Here is a 24,574-nt window from a genome sequence, read left to right as displayed (position 1 = left end):
CCTGACTCCCTCTCCGTCTTCGACACATCCGATGTCAGATCATGCCGGACTGTTCGGCTTGTTGCGCGCTGCCCCCGCCCGTTCTTCGGCGAGACGGCGGTGTTCCGCCGCCTTCCGCTCGTGGAGGGCGGCCATCCGCAGGTGATATTCGGGATCATCCTGCTCGTAGACGTCGGGTACCCCGGATTCGTCCTCGTCCAGCTCCTCGGCCGTGACCAGCGCCCGGTACTTGCGTACCCGGATCTTGAGCAGCACGCAGGCGAGCAGGGCCGCGGTCAGCGATCCGATCAGGACGGCGGCCTTGATCTCGTTGACCATCTCCGGGTCGCCCTCGAAGGCGAGCTCGCCGATGAGCAGCGAGACGGTGAACCCGATGCCGGCGAGCGAGGCGACCGCGAAGACATCGGCCCAGGCCAGGTCCTTGTTCAGCTCCGCCCTGGTGAAGCGGGCGGCGAGGTAGGTGCCGCCGAAGATGCCCACGGTCTTGCCGACGACGAGACCGAGGACGACGCCGAGCGTCTCGGGCCGGGTGAAGACGCCGGCCAGCGCCTCGCCGTTCAGCGCGACCCCGGCGGAGAACAGGGCGAACAGCGGCACGGCGATCCCGGCGGAGAGCGGGCGGACCAGGTGTTCGATGTGCTCGCCGGGGGAGTGCTCCTCGCCCTCGCGACGGGTGCAGCGCAGCATCAGGCCCATGGCGACACCGGCGATGGTGGCGTGCACGCCGCTGTTGTACATCAGGCCCCAGATGACCAGGGCGAGCGGAACGTAGACGTACCAGCCCCGGACGTCGAAGCGCAGGAGGAGATGGAAGACGACCAGGCCGAGAACGGCCCCGCCGAGCGCCAGGAAGTTCAGGTCCGAGGTGAAGAACACCGCGATGATCAGGATCGCGAAGAGGTCGTCGACGACGGCCAGCGTGAGCAGGAAGGCCCGTAGCGCGGACGGCAGCGAGGTGCCGATCACCGCGAGGACGGCGAGGGCGAAGGCGATGTCGGTGGCGGTGGGGACCGCCCAGCCGGCCGACGAGCCGCCGCCGACGGCCGTGGTGAGGAAGTAGACGAGGGCGGGCACCGCCATGCCGCACAGCGCCGCCACCACCGGGAGGGCGGCGGCCTTCGGGTCGCGGAGCTCGCCCGCGACCAGTTCGCGCTTGAGCTCGACGCCGGCGACGAAGAAGAAGACGGCGAGCAGTCCGTCCGCCGCCCAGTGCGCCACGGAGAGATCCAGGCCGAGGGAGCCGGGCCCGAAGTGGAAGCCGCTGACCTCGTCGTACGAGCCGCCGAAGGTGTTCGCCCAGACGAGCGCGGCGACCGCCGCCACCAGCAGCAGCACACCGCCGACCGTCTCGGTGCGCAGCGCCTCCGCCACGTAGTTCCGCTCGGGCAGCGAGAGCCTGCCGAGCAGCGGGCGCCGGGGCGGCGCCGGGGGCGCGGGGGTGGGCGGATTGGGCGGTGCCACGAGAGGACCTCCAGGTCAGGGCGGCATGAGGGCAGGACTGATGGACATGCCGACCAGACTTCCCGGCGCCCCTGTGGAGATGTTCTCTGCAGTTGTGGGTGAAGCGCCCACTCTACCGGGGGCGTAAAGAGCGGGACCGCTATGGGTGATATCGAGGCTAAACGCCCGATGGGCACCCGGCGCGTTGCCGGATGCCCATCGGAGCCGTACTGGTGCGTCCCCTCCGGCTGTCAGTCCTCGGACGAGGAGGACGGCAGCTGGGTGGTGATCAGGTCCATCACGGAGGAGTCCGTGAGGGTGGTGACGTCGCCCAGCTCGCGGTTCTCGGCGACGTCGCGCAGCAGGCGGCGCATGATCTTGCCGGAGCGCGTCTTGGGCAGCTCGGCGACCGGGAGGACCCGCTTGGGCTTGGCGATTGGGCCGAGGGTCGCGCCGACGTGGTTGCGCAGCTCCGCGACCAGCTCGTCGGAGGCGGTGGCCGAACCGCGCAGGATCACGAACGCCACGATGGCCTGGCCCGTCGTCTCGTCGTTCGCCCCGACCACGGCCGCCTCGGCGACCGACGGGTGGGAGACGAGGGCGGACTCGACCTCGGTGGTGGAGATGTTGTGCCCCGAGACGAGCATGACGTCGTCGACCCGGCCCAGCAGCCAGATGTCGCCGTCCTCGTCCTTCTTCGCCCCGTCGCCCGCGAAGTACTTGCCCTCGAAACGCGACCAGTAGGTGTCGATGAACCGCTGGTCGTCGCCCCAGATGGTGCGGAGCATGGAGGGCCACGGCTCGGTGAGGACGAGGTAGCCGCCCCCGCCGTTCGGCACCTCGTTGGCGTCGTCGTCCACGACGGTGGCGGCGATGCCCGGCAGCGCGCGCTGGGCGCTTCCCGGCTTCGTCTCCGTCACGCCGGGCAGCGGCGCGATCATCATCGCGCCGGTCTCGGTCTGCCACCAGGTGTCCACGATGGGGCACTTGTCGGCGCCGATGTTCTTCCGGTACCACATCCACGCCTCGGGGTTGATCGGCTCACCGACCGAACCCAGGACGCGGAGGCTGCTCAGGTCGAATTTCGCGGGGATGTCGTCGCCCCACTTCATGAACGTACGGATCGCCGTGGGGGCGGTGTAGAGGATCGTGACGCCGTACTTCTGCACGATCTCCCAGAACCGGCCCTGGTGCGGGGTGTCCGGGGTGCCCTCGTACATGACCTGCGTCGCGCCGTTGGCCAGCGGCCCGTACACGATGTACGAGTGCCCGGTCACCCAGCCGATGTCGGCGGTGCACCAGTAGACGTCGGTCTCCGGCTTGAGGTCGAAGACCGCGTGGTGCGTGTACGAGGCCTGGGTGAGGTAGCCGCCGGAGGTGTGCAGGATCCCCTTCGGCTTACCCGTGGTGCCCGAGGTGTAGAGGATGAACAGCGGCTGCTCGGCCTCGAAGGCCTCGGGGGTGTGCTCGGCGGACTGCCGGGCGGTGATCTCGTGCCACCAGACGTCGCGGCCCTCGGTCCACGCGGTGTCCTGGCCGGTGCGGCGGACGACGAGGACGTGCTCGACGTTCTCGAAGCGCGAGACGGCGTCGTCGACGGCGGGCTTGAGCGCGGACGGCTTGCCGCGGCGGTAGCCGCCGTCGGCGGTGATGACTACCTTGGCGTCCGCGTCCTTGATGCGGGCGGCGATGGCGTCGGCCGAGAAGCCGCCGAAGACCACGGAGTGCGCGGCGCCGATGCGGGCGCAGGCCAGCATCGCGATCGCGGCCTCGGGGATCATCGGCAGGTAGACGGCGACCCGGTCGCCCTTGCCGACGCCCAGTTCGGTCAGCGCGTTGGCGGCGCGGGAGACCTCGTCCTTCAGCTCCGCGTAGGTGATGGCCCGGCTGTCGCCCGGCTCGCCCTCGAAGTGGATGGCGACCCGGTCGCCGTTGCCCGCCTCGACGTGGCGGTCCACGCAGTTGTACGCGACGTTCAGCTTGCCGTCCGCGAACCACTTCGCGAAGGGCGGGTTGCTCCAGTCGAGGGTCTCGGTCGGCTCGGTGTCCCACGTCAGGCGGCGGGCCTGCTCGGCCCAGAAGCCCAGCCGGTCCGCCTCGGCCTGCTCGTACGCCTCTGCGGTGACGTTGGCGTTGGCGGCCAGCTCGGCAGGCGGAGCGAATTTCCGCTCTTCCCGAAGCAGGTTGGCCAGGCTCTCGTTGCTCACGACTTCTCCCAGTCCCAGGGTGTCCGTTGTGTCCCGGGGCATAGCTCATCAGGCGCGGGGCCAGGTGACAAGGGCCTTCCGGGAATTGGTTTAGACCTGTGTTTTCGTGTATGGGGCCATGATCCCGCTCCGCGGTCGAGGGCCGTCGCACGACGCGTCACGCACGGCGGTTCCTCCCCGTCGTGTGCGTCGTGTGCGTCGGGTGTGCGGGGTGCGTCCGGTGTGCCGGGTGCGTTGTGTGCCGGTTGTGCTGGGCGTGCCGGGTGTGGTGGGCGTGCCGGAGGGGTCGAGTGCGATGCGGAGTGGGTCACCTGTTTACACGGCCCCGGGGGTCGCTCGGTTCAGGCCGGGGTGTTCGGGCTGGTCGGAAGCGTTCGTGCTGGCTGGAGGCGTTCGGCCTAGTTAATAACTCTTATTAGCGAATAAGCAGCTTTTCATTCGGTATGTCGCCCTTGCTGTGCGGAACCGCGTGCGAATTTGGCCGCGCCGTGTCGGCACTTCAACGCAAATAACCTGCAAGGAAGAGGGTGGGCGGATGATGGCCGCCACGAAGAGGATCGCCTTGGGCGTCATGTCCACGGCCTTGGTCGCCGTACTCGCGGGCTGCTCCGGGTCCGGATCCGGGGGGTCCGCGTCCGGGGGTGCCGGAGCCGACACGGAGAAGGGCGCCCACGGCGCCAAGGAGAACCCTCCGGCGGGCGCCGCACCGAAGAACGCGATCAAGCTCATCGGAGACGGGTCCACCGCCTTCACCGGGGTCCAGCCGAAGCTGCCGGCCGCCAAGCGCCTGGCGCCCGGCGAGAAGCCTCCCCAGTTCGTGGTCTTCTCCTGGGACGGTGCCGGGGAGGACAGCCAGAAACTCTTCTCGCACTTCCGCGGCGTGGCCAAGAAGTACAACGCCAAGATGACCTATTTCCTCAGCGGCGTGTACCTGCTGCCGGAGGAGAAGAAGGACCTCTACAACCCGCCCCAGCACGCGCCGGGCCGTTCCGACATCGGCTTCAACGACACCGGGGGCATCCGCGACACCCTGGCCGAGGTGCGAGCCGCCTGGCTGGAAGGCAACGAGATCGGCACCCACTTCAACGGCCACTTCTGCGGCGCGGACGGGGGCGTCGGGACCTGGTCCGTCGATGAGTGGAAGAGCGAGATCAGCCAGGCGAAAGCTTTCGTCAAGAGCTGGAAGACCAACACGCCGGAGCTGAAGGGCGAGGCCCCGCTCCCCTTCGACTACGACAAGGAACTGATCGGCGCCCGCACCCCCTGTCTCGAAGGTCAGAAGAACATGGTCGCCGCCGCCCGGACCATGGGCTTCCGCTACGACTCCAGCGGCGTCGGCAACCAGGTCTGGCCCAAGAAGAAGGACGGGGTCTGGGACATTCCGCTCCAGCTCGTCCCGATGCCGGGCCGCGCCTTCGAGACCCTCTCCATGGACTACAACTTCATGGTCAACCAGTCCGGGACGGCCACCCAGGGCGACCCCTCCCAGCACGAGTACTGGGGCAACCAGATGCGGGACGGTCTGCTCCAGGCCTTCGACCGCTCGTACAACGGCAACCGGGCGCCTCTGATCATCGGCAACCACTTCGAGTCCTGGAACGGCGGCACCTACATGCGCGCCATCGAGGAGACCATCGCCCAGGTGTGCACCAAGGAGGGCGTGCGCTGCGTGTCCTTCCGCCAGCTCGCCGACTGGCTGGACGCACAGGACCCTCGGACGCTGGCCAAGCTCACCACGCTCGGCGTCGGCGAGGCGCCCAAGACGGGCTGGTCGTCCTACCTCGGCACGCAGCAGGCCGCCGCGCGCCCCGCGGACAAGGAGACGGGGACGCGGACAGGGACGGACAAGGACACGGAGAAGGGCTCGGAAAAGGGGCAGGGCAAGGACCAGGGCCGGGGCCAGGAACAGGAGCAGGACGGGGGTGAGGGTCAGGCTCCGGGCGGGGGCGCCGCAGAAGCCCCCGGCCAGGCTCCCGCCGAGGACGCCGGAGAGGCCCCGGACCAAGCTCCGGACCAGGCTCCCGGCAACGCCTCGGGTCAGGAGGACGCGGGTCCGGACCCCGCCGGAGCGACCGGCTGAAGCCCCGAGCGACGGTCTGAAGCCCGGATGGGTTGGCTGAAGCCCCGAGCGACGGTCTGGAGCCCGGAGCGGTTGGCCGGAGCACCGGGAGAACGCCGGCCGAGGCATGGGCCGGTCGCGCGTGCCGCATCACTCGTCCCCCTCGTCCCCCTCGTCGGCTACGGAAAGGTGCCGGCGAGGGGGTTCCGTGTGACGGGTCAGACGGGCGTGGTCACGCCCGCTCCGGTGTGGCGTTCGTCGAGCACGAAGGCGGGGTCGACCTGGGCGGCCAGGTCGGCTCCGGTCTTCTCGTTGCCCCAACTCTCGGCGTTCTTCAGGTGGAAGTGGACCATCTGGCGCGTGTAGCGCTCCCAGTCACGCGATCCGTACGAGTCCTCGGCGGTGTCCTGCAACGTCTGCAGGGCCATCCGGTTGTCGGCCTCCAGCAGTTCGAACCTGGACGGCCGGCCCTTCTCCATCGACCGTACCCAGTCGGAGTGGCCGATCCCGATCAGCAGGTCGTCGCCGACCTCCGCGCGCAGGAACTCCAGGTCGTCCGGGCCCTGCACCTTGTTTCCCACGACCTTCAGGGCGACGCCGAAGTCGCGTGCGTACTCCTTGTACTGGCGATACACCGACACCCCCTTACGGGTCGGCTCCGCGACCAGGAACGTCATGTCGAAGCGCGTGAACATACCCGAGGCGAACGAGTCGGAGCCCGCCGTCATGTCGACCACGACGTACTCGTCGGGACCGTCGACCAGGTGGTTGAGGCAGAGCTCCACGGCCCCGACCTTGGAGTGGTAGCAGGCCACGCCCAGATCGGACTCCGTGAAGGGCCCCGTCGCCATCAGCCGGACGTCCCCGTCGTCGAGGCGAACCGTGCGCGCGCAGGCCGCGAAGATCGGGTTCTCCTCGCGGACCCGCAGCAGCCGGGAGCCCTCGCCGGGGGGAGTCGTTTTGATCATCGTCTCGGCGGAGGCGATACGAGGGTTCGAGCCCCGCAGGTAGTCCTTGATGAGAGGGAGGTGCGCCCCCATGGCGGGCAGCGCGGCGGCCTCTGCCTCGTCCAGGCCGAGAGCGGCCCCCAGGTGCTGGTTGATGTCGGCGTCCACGGCGATGACGTGGGCTTCGTTGGCGGCGAGGTGACGGATGAAGAGCGAGGACAGCGTGGTCTTTCCGCTGCCGCCCTTCCCGACGAAAGCGATCTTCATGTTCACCTAGGGTAGTGGGTCCGTTGCGTTGCGCTGTCACTGTTCGTGAAGATGGCCACTTGAGGGTGGTGCGGGTGGGGTGGGCGCGTAGCCTCGCTACTTATGAGTACGACTGCCTCTGATCCGCTCGCCGCGCTCGGTTCCCTGCCCGGCGTTCCCGAAGCCGTGGACTCCGTGCGCAAGGCCGTCGACCGGGTTTACGGTCATCGCGTCATGCGACGCCGCAGCAATGAGGTCACGGCCGAAGCGGCGCTGCGCGGCTCTCGCGGTTCGGCCGCGCTGTCCGGTGCCGACTGGAACCTGGAGGAGGTTCGTCGGCGCACCGACTTTCGTGGTGAGGACGAGGCGCGCACGGTCGGCGCCGCGCTGAGGCTTACCGCGGAAGCGGGTCAACTCCTTTCCATCTGGCGGCAGTCGCCGCTGCGGGTGCTGGCCCGGTTGCACCTGGTGGCGGCCGGTGGGGCGACCCCGGACGACGCGGTGGGGCGCCCCCGGCTGGCGGGCGAGACGGTCGACGAGCCGCTGATCGAGGCGCCGGTCCCCGGGGCCGAGGAGGTCGCCGGACGGCTCGAAGGGCTCTCGCGGCTGGTCATTGCCGACAGTAGTGCCCCCGCCCTGGTCACGGCCGCCGTGGTGCACGGCGAACTGCTGGCACTGCGGCCGTTCGGCTCGCACAACGGTCTGGTGGCCCGGACCGCCGAGCGCATCGTGCTGATCGGCAGCGGGCTGGACCCGAAGGCGATCTGCCCGGCCGAGGTGGGACACGCCGAGCAGGGCCGGGCGGCCTACGTCGCGGCGTTCGAGGGCTACACGGCCGGAACCCCCGAGGGTATGGCCGCCTGGATCACCCACTGCGGGCGCTCCGTCGAACTGGGTGTGCGCGAGTCGACCGCGGTGTGCGAGGCGCTCCAGCGCGGCGCCGCCTGAGCCGGCCTGCCGCTGTCCGGGGGCAGGAACCCCGGCGTTCGCCGAGCTGGGTGCGTGATGCCGGTATCCGGCTGCCGAGCTGGATGGGGCCGGGCGCGTCCGGACGCATCCGGGAGCTTCAGGACGCATCCGCTGCTCGTGTCGTGTGATGCCGGTGCCTGATGCCGGTGTCTGATGCGGAGCCGGGTGGGATGCGGGCATCCGCCGGCCTGGGGCTGAGTCGAACGGGGGGCGTCGGCCGGGGATGGGCCGCGGCACCGGGGCCGGCGCTGCGGCTGAGGCAGACGCGGCATTAGGGCGCCGGGGAAGTCCTCTGCCGTGCCGGGACCGTGGCCGCGGCGCGGTGGGGCCATGGACCGGAGCGTGAGGCCGGGCGATGGGCCGGGGTGATGGGCCGGTCAAGGGTTGCGGCGGTACCGATGTGCGGTACCGCCGCTGGCACGTCCGCCCAGTTACCAAGCGTCCTCGTAATGTGCCCATCAGGTCGGGTACTTTGCCCGTCACCTGGTGCGGCTGGCCCGTAATCGACGGGTCGACGTCGCGTGGGTGCTCGGCTTTCGTGCGCGGTCCGTGGGGCCGTACTGCGTCAACAGGTCATCCTCACGGATGTCCTTGGTCTCGCGGGCCGTTAAATCCTTTGTACTCCAGGGCCAGGGGAAGGGAAACCCCTGACCCCGCTTCTTTACTTTTGGGTTCAATCAAGGGCTAATCGGGCGCGGCATCGGTCCGGTGGAGCGTCCCTGCTCGCCCCGCCGGGAACCGCCCCGTCTCACCCCGGCAGAGCGGCGCCGACGGTACGTCGGCGACTGGCGTACCAGACGAGACCGGCGGTGACGGCTGCCGCGCCGACCGCGGCCGCCGCCACGAGAGCGGGCCGGGGAGGCATCGTGAAGGCGGGCAGTCGCTGCTTGAGCCGGACCGGGCGGTTGAAGACGAGAATCGGCCACTCGCGAAGGGTCGCTTCGCGGCGTAGCGCGCGGTCGGGGTTGACCGCGTGCGGGTGGCCGACCGACTCCAGCATCGGTACATCGGTCGCGGAGTCGCTGTAGGCGTAGCAGCGCGAAAGGTCGTACCCCTCCGAGACCGCGAGCGCCTTCACGGCCTCGGCCTTGGTCGGCCCGTAGGCGTAGTACTCGACCTCGCCCGTGAAGCACCCGTCGTCACCGACGACCATACGTGTGGCGACGACGCGGTCGGCGCCCAGCAATTCGCCGATGGGCTCGACGACTTCGGCGCCGGAGGTCGAGACGATGACCACGTCGCGCCCCGCCGTGTGGTGTTCTTCGATGAGGGTGGCGGCCTCGTCGTAGATGATCGGGTCGATCAGGTCGTGCAGGGTCTCGGCGACGATCTCCTTGACCTGCTGGACGTTCCATCCCTTGCAGAGCGCGGAGAGGTATTCACGCATCCGCTCCATCTGGTCGTGATCGGCGCCCCCGGCGAGGAACACAAACTGTGCGTACGCAGTGCGCAGTACAGCGCGGCGGTTGATCAGTCCGCCTTGGTAGAAGGACTTGCTGAAGGTCAGCGTCGAAGACTTCGCAATGACCGTCTTGTCCAGGTCAAAGAAGGCTGCTGTGCGCGGCGAGAAGCAGTTTTCCACAACGCTGAGCATAGGGGCCCACCATTCGGCGTAAACTCCGGCGCGTGGGTTTGCCTGAGAAGGCCCTCGGGTACACCATGGAAGTCACGGATCGTTCGCGACCGTGCTAACCCGGCCCGACTCCTCCCCCCCCCGAGTCGGCCGTGGGGACGACCCCCGCTCTCCCCCCCGGCGGGGGTCGTCGCATGTCCGGACGCGTTTGAGGGGTGGAAACCACCCGAGCCTCCCGTCTGGCCGTCCATCGGCCCGATTGCGCGAGCCGGTGGCGTGCGACTCGTCTCGTCACAGTGTGTAGCCACAGGGCTGCGCTCCGGAAGTCGCTGGTTCGGGTTACGAAGTTATTCACAGCCTCGAAGTTGTCCACAGTTTTTCATCAAGATCCACATGATTTTCCGGGGTGCTGCACGTTGATTCCACCCGCGAAGTCCGCGGGTGCCGGAATCGCGCATCTCGGAACGCTCCGAGAACACCGCGAACCGCGCTGAAGGGCAGTGAGAAGGGGGCGGAGATCGTGGCTGGATCCATCGCGGGAGAAGGAACGGCGGTCGCCGAGGGGCGGCGTGGAGGCCCGCTGATCGTGACGGAGGACGTGGACCTGCTCGACGACCTGCTGCGGCTGTGCGCGGCGGCCGGAGCCGAGCCGGAGGTTCATCACGGGCCGCCGGGACGTCGGGGCGGCTGGGAGCGGGCTCCGATGGTGCTGGTGGGAGATGACGCCGCCGCGCGCTGCCGCGGCGCCGGTCGCCGGAAGGGGGTGATGCTGGTCGGCCGGGACCAGGACGACCCGGAGGTGTGGCGGCGCGCGGTGGAGATCGGGGCCGAATACGTGCTGCGACTGCCCGATTCCGAGGCCTGGCTCGTCGACCAGATCGCCAATGCCGCCGAGGGCGTGGGACGGCCCGCCTTCAGCGTCGGTGTGATGGGCGGCCGGGGCGGCTCCGGCGCATCGACACTGGCCTGCGCCCTGGCCGTGAGTGCGGCGAGGTCAGGTGGGCGGACGATGCTGATCGACGCCGACCCGTTGGGCGGCGGGATCGATGTCCTGCTCGGCGGCGAACGTGCCGAAGGCATGCGGTGGCCGGATTTCGCGCAGTCGAAGGGCCGTCTCGGGGGCGGAGCTCTTGAGGACTCGCTGCCCGCGCTCCACGGGTTGCGGGTGTTGAGCTGGGGTCGGGACGACGAGGTGGTGATTCCGCCGCAGGCGATGCGTGCGGTGCTGGCCGCCGCGCGACGGCTCGGCGGGGTGGTGGTCGTGGACCTTCCGCGCCGGGTCGACGAGTCGGTCGCCGAAGCACTGGCCCAACTTGATCTCGGTCTGCTCGTGGTGCCGGGCGAACTGCGCGCGGTGGCGGCGGCGAGACGGGTTGCGGCCGCGGCCGGCATGGTGCTGGACGATCTGCGGGTGGTGCCCCGGGGCCCGTATGCGTCGGGGCTGGACGGGCGATGGGTCGCCCGGGCCACCGGCCTCCAACTCGTCGGCGAACTTCCTCTGGAACCGGGCCTTCTGGCCTCCCAGGACGACGGCACCCCACCCGGAGGCAGCGGACGGGGCCCGCTGGCCCGGTTCTGTTCGGCCTTCTGGGAGCAGGTGGCGGCCGCCGGTGGCGCGAACCCCGTGACCGGGCTGCCCGGGGGAGGGACGGCATGACGGACGAACTGCTCGACGCCGTACGCCAGCGGCTGGCACGCAGCGGTGCCGCCCCCACCCCGGCCGGAGTGGCCGCCGCTCTGCGGGCCCAGGGGCGGTTGCTGGGGGATGCCGAGGTGCTCGGGGCCGCGGCGGAGTTGCGCGGCGAACTGGTCGGCACGGGGGTGCTGGAGCCGTTGCTCGTGGATCCGGAGGTGACCGATGTGCTGGTCTCCGCGCCGGACCGGGTGTGGGTGGACCGGGGCGGAGGCCTTCAGCTGACGGGCGTCACCTTCCCTGACGCGGCGGCGGTGCGCAGGCTGGCGCAGCGTCTCGCCGCGGTGGCCGGCAGGAGGCTGGACGACGCCCGCCCGTGGGTGGACGCACGACTGCCCGACGGCACCCGGATGCACGCCGTGCTGCCTCCGGTGTCCGTCGGCTCGACGTGTCTCTCCCTGCGGGTGGTGCGGCCTCGGGCCTTCTCGCCGGCGGAGTTGGTGGAGGCCGGCACGGTGCCGCCGGGCGGAGACCGGATTCTGCGGGCGCTCGTGGAAGCGCGGATCTCCTATGTGATCAGCGGCGGCACCGGGGCGGGCAAGACGACGCTCCTCGCCAGCCTGCTGGGCGCGGTCGGCCCGAACGAGCGGATCGTGCTCGCCGAGGACTCCGCCGAGTTGCGACCGGACCATCCGCACGTGGTCCGCCTGGAGTCCCGTCCGGCGAATCAGGAGGGGGCGGGCCGGGTGACGCTGCGGGATCTGGTGCGGCAGGCACTGCGCATGCGGCCCGACCGACTGGTGGTCGGAGAGGTGCGAGGAGCCGAGGTCACGGAGTTGCTGGCCGCCTTGAACACCGGACACGAAGGCGGGTGCGGGACGGTCCACGCCAATGCCGCCGAGCACGTTCCCGCCCGGCTGGAGGCGCTGGGCACCGCGGCCGGCCTCGACCGGGTGGCACTGCACAGCCAGTTGGCGGCCGCGCTCTCGGTGGTCGTGCATCTCGTGCGGGACCGCACGGGACAACGGCGCGTCGCCGAGGTCCACGTCCTGGAGCGGGATCCGGCGGGGCTGGTCCTCACGGTTCCGGCCCTGAGCTGGGGTGTCGGCGGGTTCGTTCCGGAGCGCGGGTGGGAACGTCTGCGGTCGCTGATCGGGGGTGCGCTGTGACGGGGCCGACGTCGGCGTACGCGGCCCATGCGGTGGCCCTCTGCGCGGGTGCAGCGGTGTGGCTCGCGATGGTGCGGGACACGGGTGTTCGGCGGGCGCGGGTGCTGTTCGTGGACGTCTCCACGGAGTCGGATCCGCCGTGGAGCCGCTGGCGGCCACACCTGCTCCAGACCCTGGAACGGGTGAGGGACACGGCCCGTGGGCGTCGGGAGTGGTGGTGCGTTCCGGTCGCGGTGCTCCTTGCGGCGCTGGGAGGTTCGGTGTTGCCGCTGGTCGCCGGGGCCGTGGCGGTCCCGCTGGTGGGCCGGTGGCTGCGGAGACGGGCGGGAGCGCGGGAGGCGGAGCGGGCCGCGACCGCGGTGGCGGCCTTGTGCGGAGCCGTGGTCGGGGAGTTGCGGGCCGGCCGTGAGCCGGGACAGGCGTTGCTGGCCGCGCTGCGTGAACGTCCGGCTGGGGCCGATCCATCGGCCACGCCCACGTCGGGCGGCCGGCTGGGAGATGCGGAGGCCGCGGTGCTGGCGGCGGCGCGGTTCGGCGGGGACGTGCCGGCGGCGCTGCGGCAGGCGGCCGAGGCCCCGGGGCTGGAGGGGCTGTCCGGGATGGCCGCGTGCTGGCGCGTGGCCGTGGACGGAGGGGCCGGACTGGCGACCGGGCTGGAGCGCCTGGAGGCGGCGCTGCGGGAGGACCGGCGCAGACGGGAGGAGCTGCGCGCCCACCTGGCGGGAGCGTGGTCGACGGTCGTGGTCCTGGCACTGCTCCCATGTGCCGGTCTGGGACTGGGAGCGGCGCTCGGAGCCGAACCCTTGCGCGTGCTGCTGCACACCCCGGGCGGCCTGGCCTGTCTGGCGGTGGGCGTGTTCCTGGAGGCGGCCGGGCTGTACTGGGCCTGCCGGATCGTGCGTGGAGCGGAGGCGGCGTGAACGTGGCGGGCGGAGAAGTTCTCCACAGCCTGGGGACGGCCGCGGCGTTGCTGGGCGCGGCGGTCCAGCTGGCGGCCGTGATCGCCGCCGGATGTCGAGAGCGGGCGGTCCGTGGGCGGGGCGCACTGCTGCTGGGGACGGTCATCGCGGCACGCCCGGGCTGGGGGAGCCGACTGGTCGCGCCGTTCCGGGCGAGCGGTGCTTCGGGTCTCCCCGAGTCGGCCCGGCGATGGGCGGCCCCGGTCGGGTCCTGCCTGGCGGGATGGATTCTGGTGGGCGGTGCGATGGGCTGCGCGGTCGGTTCGATCGCCGCGTACGGGATGTGGCGGTGGGGGCGGACCCGGCCCCGCGCTCGTCCCGGCGGTGCCCACCCGGAGCGGGCCGTGATCGCCGGTCAGCTTCCGCTGGCCGCGGATCTGCTCGCGGCCTGTATCGCCGTCGGGGCAGGTCCTCGGGAGGCTGCCGCGGAGGTGGGTGACTCCATCGGCGGCCCCGTAGGCGACCGGCTCGCCCGCACGGCCGCCGAGATCCGCCTCGGCGGTGAGCCGGCGGAGGCGTGGGGTCGGTTCGGGGAGATACCGGGCGCCGGCCCACTGGCCCGCTGTCTGCACCGGGCCGGTTCGACGGGAGCTCCGGCCGCGGAGCCGGTGGCCAGGCTGGCCGCGTCGATACGCGCCGAGCGAGCCGCCGCGGCGGTGGCGCGGGCGCAACGGGCCGGGGTGTTGATCACCGCGCCGGTCGGCCTCTGCTTCCTCCCCGCCTTCCTGGCGGTCGGGGTGGCGCCGGTGATCATCGGCCTGGCCGGCGACCTGCTCGCGAACGGCCGACCGGGCCGGTGAGCCTGCGCGGGCCGATGAGGCCGCGCGAGTCGGTAAGGCCGTGCGAGTCGGTGAACCGCGCCCGCCAAAGCTGGCTGGTGCGTCCGCCGGGCTGGAAGTGCGGCCGGGCTTTCGCGGCCGGGATCGACCTGTCGGCCATTCAGTTTCGCTGTCAACCCGTGGCGTTCCGTTCGGGCGCCCGCTCGTTATCGATGCTCATCGGGGGATGAAATGGAAAAGAAGCTCGGGGACCGGGCCGTCGACGTTCTGCGCGGAGGCCCACTGTCCTCAGGTGTGCCGGGCCGGAGGCCGACCTGGGTCGCTCGGTGGGCGGGGCGGCTCGGTCGTTCCGACCGAGGGATGACCACGTCCGAGTACGCGGTGGGAACCTCCCTTATCTAGGGTTGTCAAGTAAACCCACTGGTAGATGACAGGCAGGCTCCCTAGGCACATGAGGTACGTTCGAGTACGAAAGGCGTATCGTCTTCACTCGCCATGAGCTGCCAGGCGCTTCCAGCCCGGCGGAGCGTTGTCCCGGCGGCGGTTGCCTCTGGCAGTGCAGATCACGAAGTGCCGGAAGGTGCGGGAGGTGTGGACGAACTACACCGCGCTGATGGGGGTCAGGCAGTACATAGGCCTGTACGGGGCCGTGTACTGATGGGTTGTGAGCACGCGCCTGCAGGTGCCCGGTATCTCGACCACGCTGCCGTACGGAGACGTCGGCGGCTCTACAGCAAGACCACCAGACAGCAAGACCGCTGGCGGAAAGTTTCGCACGACGAAGGTAGAGCAGATCTCCGGAAAGAGTGACTATCTGTGCGGGCGGTGTCGCACCATGGTGTGCGACTGAGGTCACTCAGTCGGCCGGACCACAACGATGCTGTGGCGGCTCCTCGCTGCCTCCCGGAGACTCCGTTGCTACCAACTGCAGAACTGCTCGTCGGCATGTCACGACACCTGAGCACCTACGGGGCCAGTCAGCCGAAGGCTGACCTCGCCCAGCTTGAGTTCGCCGGCAGGATTTTCGAGCTCGCACTCCGCCTTCGCGGCAGTGGCGTGAGCCCCCCCGAACGTGTCGAGGCCCTGGGGGTCAGCGCTGGCATCAGTAAGCGGGAGATCCGCAGGGAATTTCTTCCCACGCTTGAGGTGCTGGGCCTTGTCGACCTTGAGCGCGACGGCGAGGGTGCCATCAAGGTGGTGTCCGAGAAGATCCCGCCTATCGAAGACCTTTACCAGCGCGCCGACAGCGTTCTCAGTAACGTCATGCCTGAACCGCTTGAGATGATGGCTCTCACGATTCTCCGCACGACCACCATCATGCCCATCACCATCTCGACGGCGAAGGAGGAGTGCGCGACACTCGGACCTGAAGACCTCGCCGTTCGCGCCATCGAGAACCTCGAATCTCTGCACCTCTGCACGCGTCAACGTAGCGCCGACGGGGCTGAGGTGCTCTTCAACCCCAATGTCTGGGCAGTTGACAAGGACCATTCTCATGCCGCACTGCAGGCGGAGGATGGGGCTGTGCGCGCTGCGCTGAGCGGCATTTTGGAGGAGGTGGCTGCGACAGCTGGAATGCCCGAGGATGAGATTCAGTCCGGGGATCGGAAGTGGGTGGACTATGCCGTCTCCCAAGGGCTTCTGCTGCGATCCATCGTCACTACACTCGGAGGCCAGGAGCGCGCATTTCTCTTCTCTCCGCACATGGGACGATCCGTGTTCGACGCCCCGACAGGAGCCGACCCGTCCGGGCACGTGCGTCAGCTCATCGGCTCCATGGTGTTCGCTCGACGATTCGCCAGCAATCGGCTCTTTTCTCCAACCGCCTTCCTCCGAAGGCTGCTGCGTGATGGCGAGGCAGGAGATGCCCCCAACATCGGCACTGACTACTCCATGCTTGAAACTGCCGGAATCGTCCGCGTTGAGCCTGCGTACAAGTTCAAGAAGTTCGTCCTTCTGCAGGCAGACGTCGCGGAAGAGGCCATCACCTACCTTGAGGACAGCGCGGACGGAAACACTACGTCGGGCGCTCTCCAAGGCCAGCGCGGTTACCGTCATCCTGAGGCAGAACGCGCGCGGCGCCTGGTCCAGCCATCCAAGGAGGCCGCCCCCAGCCGCAGCGCTTCGCAAGACATTCTCGCCGCACTGCGACAGGAAATGGGGCGACGGCGCTATGACCGGTAGGGCTGGAAAAGAGAAGGGCGACGAACTGGAGCGCCGGTTCGCCCGCGCTGAGTTCGCAGATGGTGCACTCGTCCGTGTACGTCACCCCGTTACGCAGAGCGTCGGAGGTCGGCCGCGGACCGTGACAGACATCGATGTGCTGTCCATCGATTTCGACTCAAGGCTCCGTCCACACATCGGCATCAGCGAGTGCAAGTCCACCCGCGGACAGAGCGGAGAGCAGGACCGCCTCCTGTGGTTGCGCGGGCTGCAGGAACTGGTCGGTGCGGACCGCTCCGCGCTCGTTCGCCAAACCGTCACTGAGGCGGGCCGTGGGGTAGCGCGTCACATCGGGGTTGACCTATTTGCCAGCTCCGAGTTGGAGCGTCGTGAGCAGGTCCTGGAACACGTACCGCAGCACTTCGCCGCGATCGGGGAGACTTCCTTCAAGGAGGAAAGCGCTGCCGCGGATCAGCAGCTCAAGAAGATTGGAGACCTCCCGTCGGGGCTCGTCTCCTTCCTTAGGCACGATGCGCTCTTGGCTGATCCTCACAGAGTCCTCGGAGCGCTGCTGACTCTCGATGAGGTGACGCGCATCGGGACGGTTCTTCCCAATCCCTTGGCCAAGCTGCTGGCAGGTCACGTTCTCCAAGCGCTGGTATCCGCCGCGCTACGTGCCGGCGGCCGGACCGACACTGTGGGCGCCGAGGGGACGCGACGAGAGATCGAGCAAGGGCTGAACACGGGAGATCCACACGATCGCCAGATCTTGAGAGTGGCGGAGATGGCTGACGCCTTGCTCCGTGAGGAGCTCGTAACGATTCACCAGGCCTACCGAGTGGCAGGCGCACCCCCGGTTGAACGCCCTGTGCCCTCCGTCCGCGACGCAATGTCGCAGACGCCAACGTGGCTGGTTAACTTCATGGACCTCGCCGAGCGGCTACGACGCCGAAGCCCCATCGCTCGCCAGCTGCCGCAGACCATAGACCTGGCCGTTTTCGACGCCCTGCTCGGTGGCGACGCTTGGAAGGCGCCGGCGTTCGATCACCTCTTCGCGCGCGAGCATCGCCAGGCCCTGGGAATCGCAATGGAGTGCCTATCGAAGGCAGTACCAGAGCTGACGAAACACCTACTCCCCCTGACGGATCTACCCTTCGACCGGGCCACAACAGCCTCGCTCAGCCAGTCGAAGCACCAGTGATCAAGCACCGGGGATGGGGCAGGCACGCGCCTGTCCCATCCCCGGCTGCGCTCTTAACGCACAGCACGTGACGGGCTGGCCGTGTTGCCCGCACCGCGCCGCTTGAACTGCACTACGGTTCCGCCCTCGCCGGTCGACTGCGGCCCCTCAGCCTTGGGCGGTGACTGCCGGACAGAGGTTGCTGGGCTCGGTGCGATGGACCTCAGGACGGCGGGAGGAATGGCTAGATGCTCTGCCCCTGGCACGTAGGGACGTGCACCGTACTTGCGCTCAAGAAGCGTCCACAACAGCAGGGGTGATTCCTGACCCACCTCCACTGGCTCCTTCTTGCGCCAGTTCCGCTGCGAGAGCTGCACGTAAAGAGACCTCTTGCGAGAGTCGTCGATCTTACCCACAGCGGCTCCGCGCATGATCAGCGCCTGGATGGACACGCCCCAAATCGCTTTCATGCGAGCGTAGTCCGTCAAGGTCATGTGGGCCGATAGGTCTTCCTTCGCGCGATTACGCGGCACGAGGAACGCTGACGCGAATCTGTTGGCTTCTCCTTCCGCATCACGCACTCTCGGCCTGAAGCTGTGAAGCACCAGATGCCCCAGTTCATGGGCGAGGGTGAATCGATCGCGATCGCCGCTCGCGGGGAAGTAGCCGATCAGGGCCGTGTCACCCAGCCCGCTCCAGTATGAGACGCCAAAGTGATCGTTTCCGCTGGGCTCATCTCCGCCGGCGTTGTCTGTCAACACCATCGGCGCGACGGCGATGCCTCCGCGTTCTAGCGCTCGGGTCACGTGAGGGATCGGCTTGTCCGGTGCAAGGCGGAGAGCGACCCTCGTCTGATCAGCGAGTTCCTCGATCTCATCGTCGGTGATCTCGTCAGCATCTGTGTACGGAAGGGGTGGGGTTGGATATCTTTCCGACGTGATTAGGTCGTCAGATACTCGATAGCTCTCGCTGTAGAGCGCGTGCACTCGCTTGGTCACCGTCCGCTTGGCGGAGGCGAGCTTTCTGAACCGAAGCGAGTCCAAGGGGACGGTCTTCGGCTGAACATAGAAGAAACCGGCGGGGGTTTCAGTGGCCTCCGCGATTTGCTCCAGTTTGGCGTCGTCATGGTCGCGGTAGCCGTTCTCGACATCCGAAATCCATGAGGATGCCACGCCAGACATCCCGGAGACCTGGGCCTGGGTCAGGCCCATCAGTTCTCTCAGCGTGCGCAGGCGTTCACCCGGAGATGCCGCCAGCACGGAAGTCATTGCCTTCCTCCTCATTTGGAATGCTTAGATGGATTTCGTCGTCTGAAGGGTTGAACTGCATGTTGATCAAATCGTCCGAGGTCTGGGGCAGAGGGAAGTCCACGTCGACCTGAGCCTTGCCGCCGTACTTCCAGTCGCCAATCGGCCGCACGACTCTGAACGAGGGCTCTCCGGTGATGGGGTGAATGTGCCACAGCACGAGCAGCCGGTCGTTCGGAGGCCCGAACATCGGCTCGGCGAGGGGAAGAGCGGGGTTGTGGAAGTATGCGCGCCGGGCACCGTTGCGGCCAGGCGGAGGAACGTCCGTCTCGGACGGCCCGTGAAGGATGCGCAGGCGGTAGTCGCCGTCCGTCATCCAGAGCTCGCCATTCCGCTGATGCTTCCCTGACAGTCGCCACGGATCCAGGTTGCGCTGATTCAGCCGGAAGTGCGCGTGGGCGCGCACGATGTGGGTCCGTAGCCACCCGTAGTGGCGTCCCGAGAAGTCGGGCACGTGGTCAAGATCCTCTTCGGCCGGCGGCTGAAGAAGCTTGGAGGCTCCAGCCTCGGCGAACACGTCATGGAGGGGTTCACACAGATCGGCCAGGGCCTGCTTGATGCGCTCCGTACCACCGTTATCCATGATCTAGAAATTATCACGCGGAAAGTTAAGGGTCCAGGCGGCGGTCGCCCCCGCTCCGGGGACCTTATGGGAAAATGTGTTCGAAGTGGCGATCATCTGGGGTGCCCAGGCAAAGTGATCCGCGACACACGCGCCCGACTCGTCGGCTCCACTGGGTGAGGCAACCAGACTCTCTTGGGGCTATATGCGGGCGGAAACGAGTAGTCATGATGTGGACACGCTCGGTGTGGCAGGTCAGGTGCTCACGTCTGGCTCAGTGGCACAAGGCCACTAGCCCGACAAGATGCCAGCCGGATTGCGAGGCAGACTGAGGGGCGAGCAGTCCCACCGCAGGCCGAGGCCGGAGCTCACGTCGCGGCGGCGGGACCGGCATTCTCCGCACGGATCATCCGCCGCAGACTGGACCGAGCGGCGGCCAGATCCTCCTCTGCCTCAACCAGACGTCCCTCCAGCTCGGCCTTCTCCTGCCGCAGAGCGTCCCGCTCGGCGGTCAGTTCCGCGTGCTGGCGAGTTAGCTCATCCACCCTCGCCACGAGACCGGCGGCCCCGACCTGGTCGAGTTGCTGGCCGAGCTGCCGCTGAAGGGCAGTCTTCAGCTGGTCCCGCTCGGTCCGAAGGGCAGTGATTTGCTGCTTGGACAGCTCAAGATCGGTCGCCAGACTTGCCGCACTCGATGACCGGCCGGCCTGGGCCTCCCGCCGGGGCTGGCCCGCCTGCTTCTTGCGGGCCGCCTCGATGTGCTCGCGAACGCCCTCGGCATAAACGAGCCAGTTCGACACCCCGGCCGCCTTGGCGACCGCAGCGAAGGAGACGGTGTCCCCACGGGCGGCCATCTCATCCACGACAGCCAGCACCTTCGACCGCTTCTCGCGGCTGTCCCGGCGGCGTGACTCCGCCAGAACCTCCCTCGGTGTGCGCTTGGCCGTCATGCAGTCGTCTCACTGCGGTTGATCACCGTCAGCGGCAGCATGCGGCCGCGGGCCGCCCGGGACTTCCTCAACACCGTCACAGACTCCATCAGTTCCTCTCGCTCCTGCTTGGGAAGCGCCTCGATCTGCTCATGCATGTTCTTGGCGACCTTCTTGAACGAGTCGATCTGGTCCTGAAGGTTGCGGATGACGTACTCGTCGGTGCCCATCGCCAGGGCCGTCTCCTTGTCCGCCTTCAAGTCGCGGATCTGGTCCTCGATCGCCGCCAGGTAGGACGGGTCCGGGCGATAGAACCCGCAGCCGGCGCACTGGAACCGGATCGGGCAGGCATGCCCGCCCGCCTTGACGTTGGACGGCTCCTGACAGTTTCCGAACGGCACCGCCACGGACCGCATCTCATACGCCTTGTTCGACGATATTGGGGCAGGGTTGCCGTGCCGGTCCACCACATGCAGCCGCATCGTCTTCACCGCCTCCTGCTTCCGCTTCAATGACACCTTGTAATACCGGGCCGTGGTGTCTGCACTCCGGTGATCCATGAGCTCTTTGAGCACGTCGATCGGGACCCCGGCGTCAGCGTGGCGCTGAGCGTAGGAGTGCCGGAAAGCGTAGGGAAAGATCTTGGACCGGTCGAACGGAACCGGTCGCCCGTCCCGGCCCGTGCCCTCCGAATGGATCTCCTCGATCGAGTCAACCCACTGCCGCAGAGCCCGCGACAGGTTGTTCGTGTCCATGTGGGCATACCGGCCCAGGTCGGTGATCGCCGGGAACAGATACGGAATGCTCCGCGGCGGGACCGTCAGGGTGTCCCGGTGCTCGGCCCACTTCTGGATGACCTCGGTGGTGTCCCGGGTGATCGGCAGCCGGCGCTTGTGCCGCTTGCCCTTGTAGTTGTTCCAGACCAGGAAGCAGTCCCTGCCGTCGAACTCCAGGCAGTTCCGCTTCAGACTCACCACCTCGCGCGGCCGGCGTCCGGTGTCCCGAAGCACCTGGTAGACCGTCTGGAACATGGCCTCGATCGTCTGCGGGTCGTAGCCGCGATAGCAAAAGCCGCGTCCCATGCTGTCCAGCCGGGCATCGAGCTGCCGGATCACCGACTCGGGTATCGCCTTGCCGATCTCGTCCTCGTTCGACTCCTCCACCACGATCCGGTGAGTGCCGTGCCGTGCGAAGGTGCCGTGCAGATCGTCTAGCAGCCCGGCGCTGCGGCCGAAGTCCAGGACCGTGTAAAGCGCCGACTGCCGGACGCGTTTGGACTTGCTGGAAAGCGGAGTGACGCCGTCCTCCCGGGTCAGCTTGCGCATCGCCTCTGTCACCAGAGTCATCTCGGCGAAGCGGACCTTCCGCGGATCCATCCCGCCGCCTGGCAACCGGCCCAGCGCTGTCGAAGCGACCTCGCAGGCGGACAAGTGTTCCCGGAACCGTTTGGTGTGCGGTCGGGTCGAGCGAGCCCACTCCATCACGGCCTCACGCAACCACGGTTGGGTGATCACAGAGAAGTCCACCGACTGCGCACGGATGGACGCTTTCCCGCCCTTTCGGTAAGCAGATTCGTAGCCCACCGCCTTCATGTCCCAGACCAGCTTGTCCGTCGGCTCGACGCCCCTGAACCGGTCATACCCCTGTGCGACCGTCCAGCCCAGATCCCGGAGCAGGGTGGCGATGTTGCGCTGCCGCAGCTCGGACGGCACCAGATCCTCCGGTGCGACCGTCACCAGATTCGGCACTCCCTCCAGCCGAGCGACGGCAAGGCGGATCGTCGACGGGTCCAGGTTCGCCACTCGCAGGTCGCGCTGCTGGATCGCGTAGAGCACCTCCAGGCGGGCAACGTCACTCAGTGCAGCCAGCGAGAACTGCCGCAATGACAGGTAAGGCGTCGCGTGCCTGAGCCAGTCCTCGAAGTCCGGTGCCTGGTCCTGGGCCTCGCGATAGTGCCGCCACCGGTTGTAGTGGATCCGGCAGATGCCCCCTTCGAGGGTGATGCGCTCCATCGGACATCCGAGGACCCGGCACCTCGGAAACGCCTCGAAGGGGCTGGCGACATCACGTACCCACTCCTCCCGCGTCCCCTTGAACAGGTTCTTCTTCGTCCGGCTGGCCTTGATCCACGCAACGTGATGGGGGCGGCAGAGGCCGGTGGTGTGGTACTCGCGCTGGCAGTGCTTCCCGTCCCGTTCCACGGTGCAGGTGTCTGTGTGGCTGTAGACCCGGTTGGGTTCCGGGCGGTAGGTGGCCTTGAACTCCACCTCGCTCAGCCCGCTCCGTCGGAATGCCTTCTGGCAGCCCGTGCACATTCCGTAACGGATTTTCGAGACGGCGTTGCAGGGATCGACGACACAGTGCCAGCTGTTCGTGCGTGGGTCGTCCGGATCGCCGGTGAACAGCAGGATGTCGCCGTTCCACTCGTTAGGCCGCCAATCCTCGATGAGCTGCGTTCTCAACCAAGCAGTCCACGCGGTCAGATCGGGTCCAGCGCCGCCTCCGAGGCTGATGACCTCCGCAAGGTTCCCGCTCACGCCTGGACCTGGCCTTTCCGGATCGCGGCGACGCGTTCGACGGCCTCGCGCTTGTCCTCGTCAGTGGCATGCACGTATGGCTCCATCGAAGACTCCGACACGTGCCCCATCAGGTTCTGCACCACATCGCGCGGGACCTTGTTGCGGATCCAGGTAGTCGCAGCGGTGTGTCGCAGCATGTGGGGGCGGGCTTCGAAGCCCGCCTGCTTCGCCAGCCGGTCGAACAGATCCTTGGCGTTGTGGTAGGTCATCGCCCGGCCCAGCGGCGGCCGGAACAGATTGACGAAGACCATGTCGCTGTAGGCAGCCTCGGCCACCTGGTCCCGCTCGAAGCAGTAGTCGGCGTAGTACGTCACCAGCTCGGCCGTCACCGGGATCCAGCGGGGCATACGGGCCTTGGCCAGAGCCCCGTTGGAGTTCTCCTGGCGCCGCCGAACATGCACGTGCGGGCCTGAGATCTGACAGCCTAGCGCGGACGAATTCGACAGCAAGTGCATGTCCTCCCGCCGCAAGCCCAAGGCCTCGCCGATCCGTATGCCCGTGCCGCCCAGCAGCGCGACCAGGAAACGGTCCCGAGCCCGCCGAGTCAGGCCGATGACCTTGGCGAACTGCTCAGGGTTCAGCCACGCGTAGCCCTCTACCGCCACCTCGAACTTGATCGCCTTGGCCCGGACCGTGCGGAACTGCCCATCCTCGCCCGGGTCGTAGCCCGGCGGCAGATACGACAGGTACTTCTGCTCGGAGAGCTGGTTGACCGTCTCCTGGTCCACCCACTTCTGCAGGCCGCAGAACGTCAGGAAACCGCAGACCGTGGTCATGATCTGGTTCGCGGTCTTCTTCGTGCGGAACCGCGGGCTTGCGGGCTTGTTCTTGGCTCGCGACGGAAGCGGTTCGTCGACGAGCCAGTGCAGGAACCGTGCCAGCCACGGCAACCCGGGCTTCTTCCAGTCCAGACCGTGCACGGCGCAGTACGTCAGGTACAGAGCCACCCGGCCGGCGTAAGTGCGTTCCGTGTTGATCGAGCGGTCCACCCTCCGAAGACTCGCCAAGAAGGCCGTGGCCTCAGCATGAAGTTCGTAGTCCGAAGAGACCACCACCCACGAGACCGATCCGTCGTGGGGTGAGATTGCACGTTCAGCCGCATACCGAGTGGACATGAGAGCGAACGTAGCAGACGTGCCAGACACCTAGCGGATACCCTTCAGAGGCGCAGCTCTAGCGACCCAGCACGCATGTGCCTGCAGGCCGATTTCCCCTATAGATAACCATCGCCGCGTGCGCCTTCGCGGCGGTGCTCTACAAGGTGGTGAACAGCGGGCCGGTGCTGTCGGCCCTCCAGTCGCTGGTGGAGGACGCGCTCGATGCGAAGTTCTGAGACCCGGCCGGGCCCCTGCCCCAGGGAGGGGCCCGTGGCCTCGGGCCGGGGCCACCCCCGGGGGCGGAAGCGAAGGCGGCAGCAGGGGCTGTACGGGCGCCAGCCCGGGCCGGGCGGTGGGATCGGCGACCGGGGTGCTGTGACCGCGGAGGCGGCCGTGGTGATCCCGGTGCTGGTGGCCTTCGTCATGGCGCTGTTGTGGGCGTTGATGGCGGCCTCGGACCAGATTCGCTGCGTGGACGCGGCGCGTGCGGGGGCGCGTGCGGCGGCCCGTTCGGAGCCGGAGGCGGCGGTCCGGGAAGCCGCCCGAGCCGCGGCGCCCCACGGTGCCCGGGTCGAGGTGGGGCGGGCGGGAGACCTGTGGCGCGTCCGGGTGGAGGCTCCGACCCCGGGGCCGGGCGTGCTGGCCCTGACGTTGCGCGCCGAGGCGGCAGCCCTGGCGGAGGACACGGTGGGGGACGCCGGACCGTAAGGGCCAGAGGAATGGACGGTCGGGGGACTGGACGGTTGCCGTTGCCGGGGCAGATCTCGGCTGCGGGG

Annotated in this window: 18 protein-coding genes and 1 pseudogene; 10 read left to right on the top strand and 9 right to left on the bottom strand. The window is 68.4% G+C overall.

Annotated elements, in window-relative coordinates; translation table 11 throughout:
- Positions 1–39: 39 nt before the first annotated feature.
- Complete coding sequence (gene nhaA, locus DTB53_RS26145; RefSeq protein ID WP_003967443.1) at positions 40–1,461, bottom strand: Na+/H+ antiporter NhaA; 1,422 nt, start codon at positions 1,459–1,461, stop codon at positions 40–42.
- Positions 1,462–1,691: 230 nt separating this feature from the next.
- Positions 1,692–3,689 carry an acetate--CoA ligase gene (acs, locus tag DTB53_RS26140; protein WP_030701082.1) on the bottom strand — a complete coding sequence of 666 codons (1,998 nt, stop codon included), beginning with the start codon at positions 3,687–3,689 and terminating at the stop codon, positions 1,692–1,694.
- Positions 3,690–4,182: 493 nt separating this feature from the next.
- Between acs and DTB53_RS26135 the strand changes: the two genes are divergently transcribed.
- On the top strand, positions 4,183–5,727 hold the full coding sequence (locus DTB53_RS26135; protein WP_042496576.1) for a lipoprotein: 1,545 nt from the start codon (positions 4,183–4,185) through the stop codon (positions 5,725–5,727).
- Positions 5,728–5,924: 197 nt separating this feature from the next.
- Here the strand turns inward: DTB53_RS26135 and DTB53_RS26130 are convergent, their stop codons facing one another.
- Positions 5,925–6,920 carry an ATP-binding protein gene (locus tag DTB53_RS26130; protein WP_030701078.1) on the bottom strand — a complete coding sequence of 332 codons (996 nt, stop codon included), beginning with the start codon at positions 6,918–6,920 and terminating at the stop codon, positions 5,925–5,927.
- Positions 6,921–7,022: 102 nt separating this feature from the next.
- On the opposite strand from DTB53_RS26130, the gene DTB53_RS26125 reads away from it, so the two are divergent.
- Complete coding sequence (locus DTB53_RS26125; protein WP_003967439.1) at positions 7,023–7,847, top strand: Fic family protein; 825 nt, start codon at positions 7,023–7,025, stop codon at positions 7,845–7,847.
- Between the two features lie 769 nt (positions 7,848–8,616).
- On the opposite strand, the gene DTB53_RS26120 is transcribed toward DTB53_RS26125, so the two are convergent.
- Positions 8,617–9,462 carry an HAD family hydrolase gene (locus tag DTB53_RS26120; protein ID WP_012379811.1) on the bottom strand — a complete coding sequence of 282 codons (846 nt, stop codon included), beginning with the start codon at positions 9,460–9,462 and terminating at the stop codon, positions 8,617–8,619.
- Between the two features lie 499 nt (positions 9,463–9,961).
- On the opposite strand from DTB53_RS26120, the gene ssd reads away from it, so the two are divergent.
- From ssd to DTB53_RS26085, 6 genes are all read left to right on the top strand, one after another.
- The gene (gene ssd, locus DTB53_RS26115; protein WP_012379810.1) at positions 9,962–11,098 is read left to right on the top strand and encodes a septum site-determining protein Ssd; all 1,137 of its coding nucleotides are present in this window, start codon (positions 9,962–9,964) and stop codon (positions 11,096–11,098) included.
- The gene (locus tag DTB53_RS26110; protein ID WP_003967436.1) at positions 11,095–12,243 is read left to right on the top strand and encodes a TadA family conjugal transfer-associated ATPase; all 1,149 of its coding nucleotides are present in this window, start codon (positions 11,095–11,097) and stop codon (positions 12,241–12,243) included. Before ssd ends, DTB53_RS26110 begins: the two co-directional genes overlap by 4 nt.
- Positions 12,240–13,163, top strand: a complete 924-nt coding sequence (locus DTB53_RS26105; RefSeq protein ID WP_012379809.1) for a type II secretion system F family protein — start codon at positions 12,240–12,242, stop codon at positions 13,161–13,163. Before DTB53_RS26110 ends, DTB53_RS26105 begins: the two co-directional genes overlap by 4 nt.
- Positions 13,160–14,002, top strand: coding sequence for a type II secretion system F family protein (locus tag DTB53_RS26100; protein WP_012379808.1), 843 nt, complete (start codon positions 13,160–13,162; stop codon positions 14,000–14,002). Before DTB53_RS26105 ends, DTB53_RS26100 begins: the two co-directional genes overlap by 4 nt.
- 924 nt (positions 14,003–14,926) lie before the next feature.
- Positions 14,927–16,165, top strand: coding sequence for a hypothetical protein (locus DTB53_RS26090; RefSeq protein ID WP_052295625.1), 1,239 nt, complete (start codon positions 14,927–14,929; stop codon positions 16,163–16,165).
- Between the two features lie 121 nt (positions 16,166–16,286).
- Entirely contained in the window at positions 16,287–17,345 is a 1,059-nt protein-coding gene (locus tag DTB53_RS26085) for a hypothetical protein (protein WP_042496572.1), read from the top strand.
- 53 nt (positions 17,346–17,398) lie between these two features.
- Here DTB53_RS26085 and DTB53_RS26080 read toward each other — a convergent pair whose 3' ends face one another.
- The 5 genes from DTB53_RS26080 to DTB53_RS26060 form a co-directional block, all read right to left on the bottom strand.
- On the bottom strand, positions 17,399–18,592 hold the full coding sequence (locus DTB53_RS26080) for a helix-turn-helix domain-containing protein (RefSeq protein WP_042496567.1): 1,194 nt from the start codon (positions 18,590–18,592) through the stop codon (positions 17,399–17,401).
- On the bottom strand, positions 18,561–19,214 hold the full coding sequence (locus DTB53_RS26075; protein WP_012379804.1) for a hypothetical protein: 654 nt from the start codon (positions 19,212–19,214) through the stop codon (positions 18,561–18,563). Before DTB53_RS26075 ends, DTB53_RS26080 begins: the two co-directional genes overlap by 32 nt.
- Positions 19,215–19,561: 347 nt before the next feature.
- The gene (locus DTB53_RS26070) at positions 19,562–20,143 is read right to left on the bottom strand and encodes a DUF6262 family protein (RefSeq protein ID WP_012379803.1); all 582 of its coding nucleotides are present in this window, start codon (positions 20,141–20,143) and stop codon (positions 19,562–19,564) included.
- Positions 20,140–22,584: a tyrosine-type recombinase/integrase gene (locus DTB53_RS26065; protein WP_236586394.1), complete on the bottom strand. Its 2,445-nt coding sequence runs from the start codon at positions 22,582–22,584 to the stop codon at positions 20,140–20,142. Before DTB53_RS26065 ends, DTB53_RS26070 begins: the two co-directional genes overlap by 4 nt.
- Positions 22,585–22,655: 71 nt before the next feature.
- Positions 22,656–23,690, bottom strand: a complete 1,035-nt coding sequence (locus DTB53_RS26060) for a tyrosine-type recombinase/integrase (RefSeq protein ID WP_236586395.1) — start codon at positions 23,688–23,690, stop codon at positions 22,656–22,658.
- Between the two features lie 233 nt (positions 23,691–23,923).
- On the opposite strand from DTB53_RS26060, the pseudogene DTB53_RS26055 reads away from it, so the two are divergent.
- Both DTB53_RS26055 and DTB53_RS26050 read left to right on the top strand, forming a co-directional pair.
- A pseudogene (locus DTB53_RS26055) lies at positions 23,924–24,034 on the top strand (DUF4244 domain-containing protein); the annotation flags it as partial.
- Positions 24,021–24,506 carry a TadE family type IV pilus minor pilin gene (locus DTB53_RS26050; RefSeq protein WP_042496560.1) on the top strand — a complete coding sequence of 162 codons (486 nt, stop codon included), beginning with the start codon at positions 24,021–24,023 and terminating at the stop codon, positions 24,504–24,506. The pseudogene DTB53_RS26055 and the gene DTB53_RS26050, both read left to right, overlap by 14 nt.
- Positions 24,507–24,574: the final 68 nt, after the last annotated feature.

It is taken from the genome of Streptomyces griseus (genome assembly GCF_900460065.1).
GTDB classification, from domain to species: domain Bacteria; phylum Actinomycetota; class Actinomycetes; order Streptomycetales; family Streptomycetaceae; genus Streptomyces; species Streptomyces griseus.
This window is presented reverse-complemented; position numbering and strand designations above follow the sequence as displayed.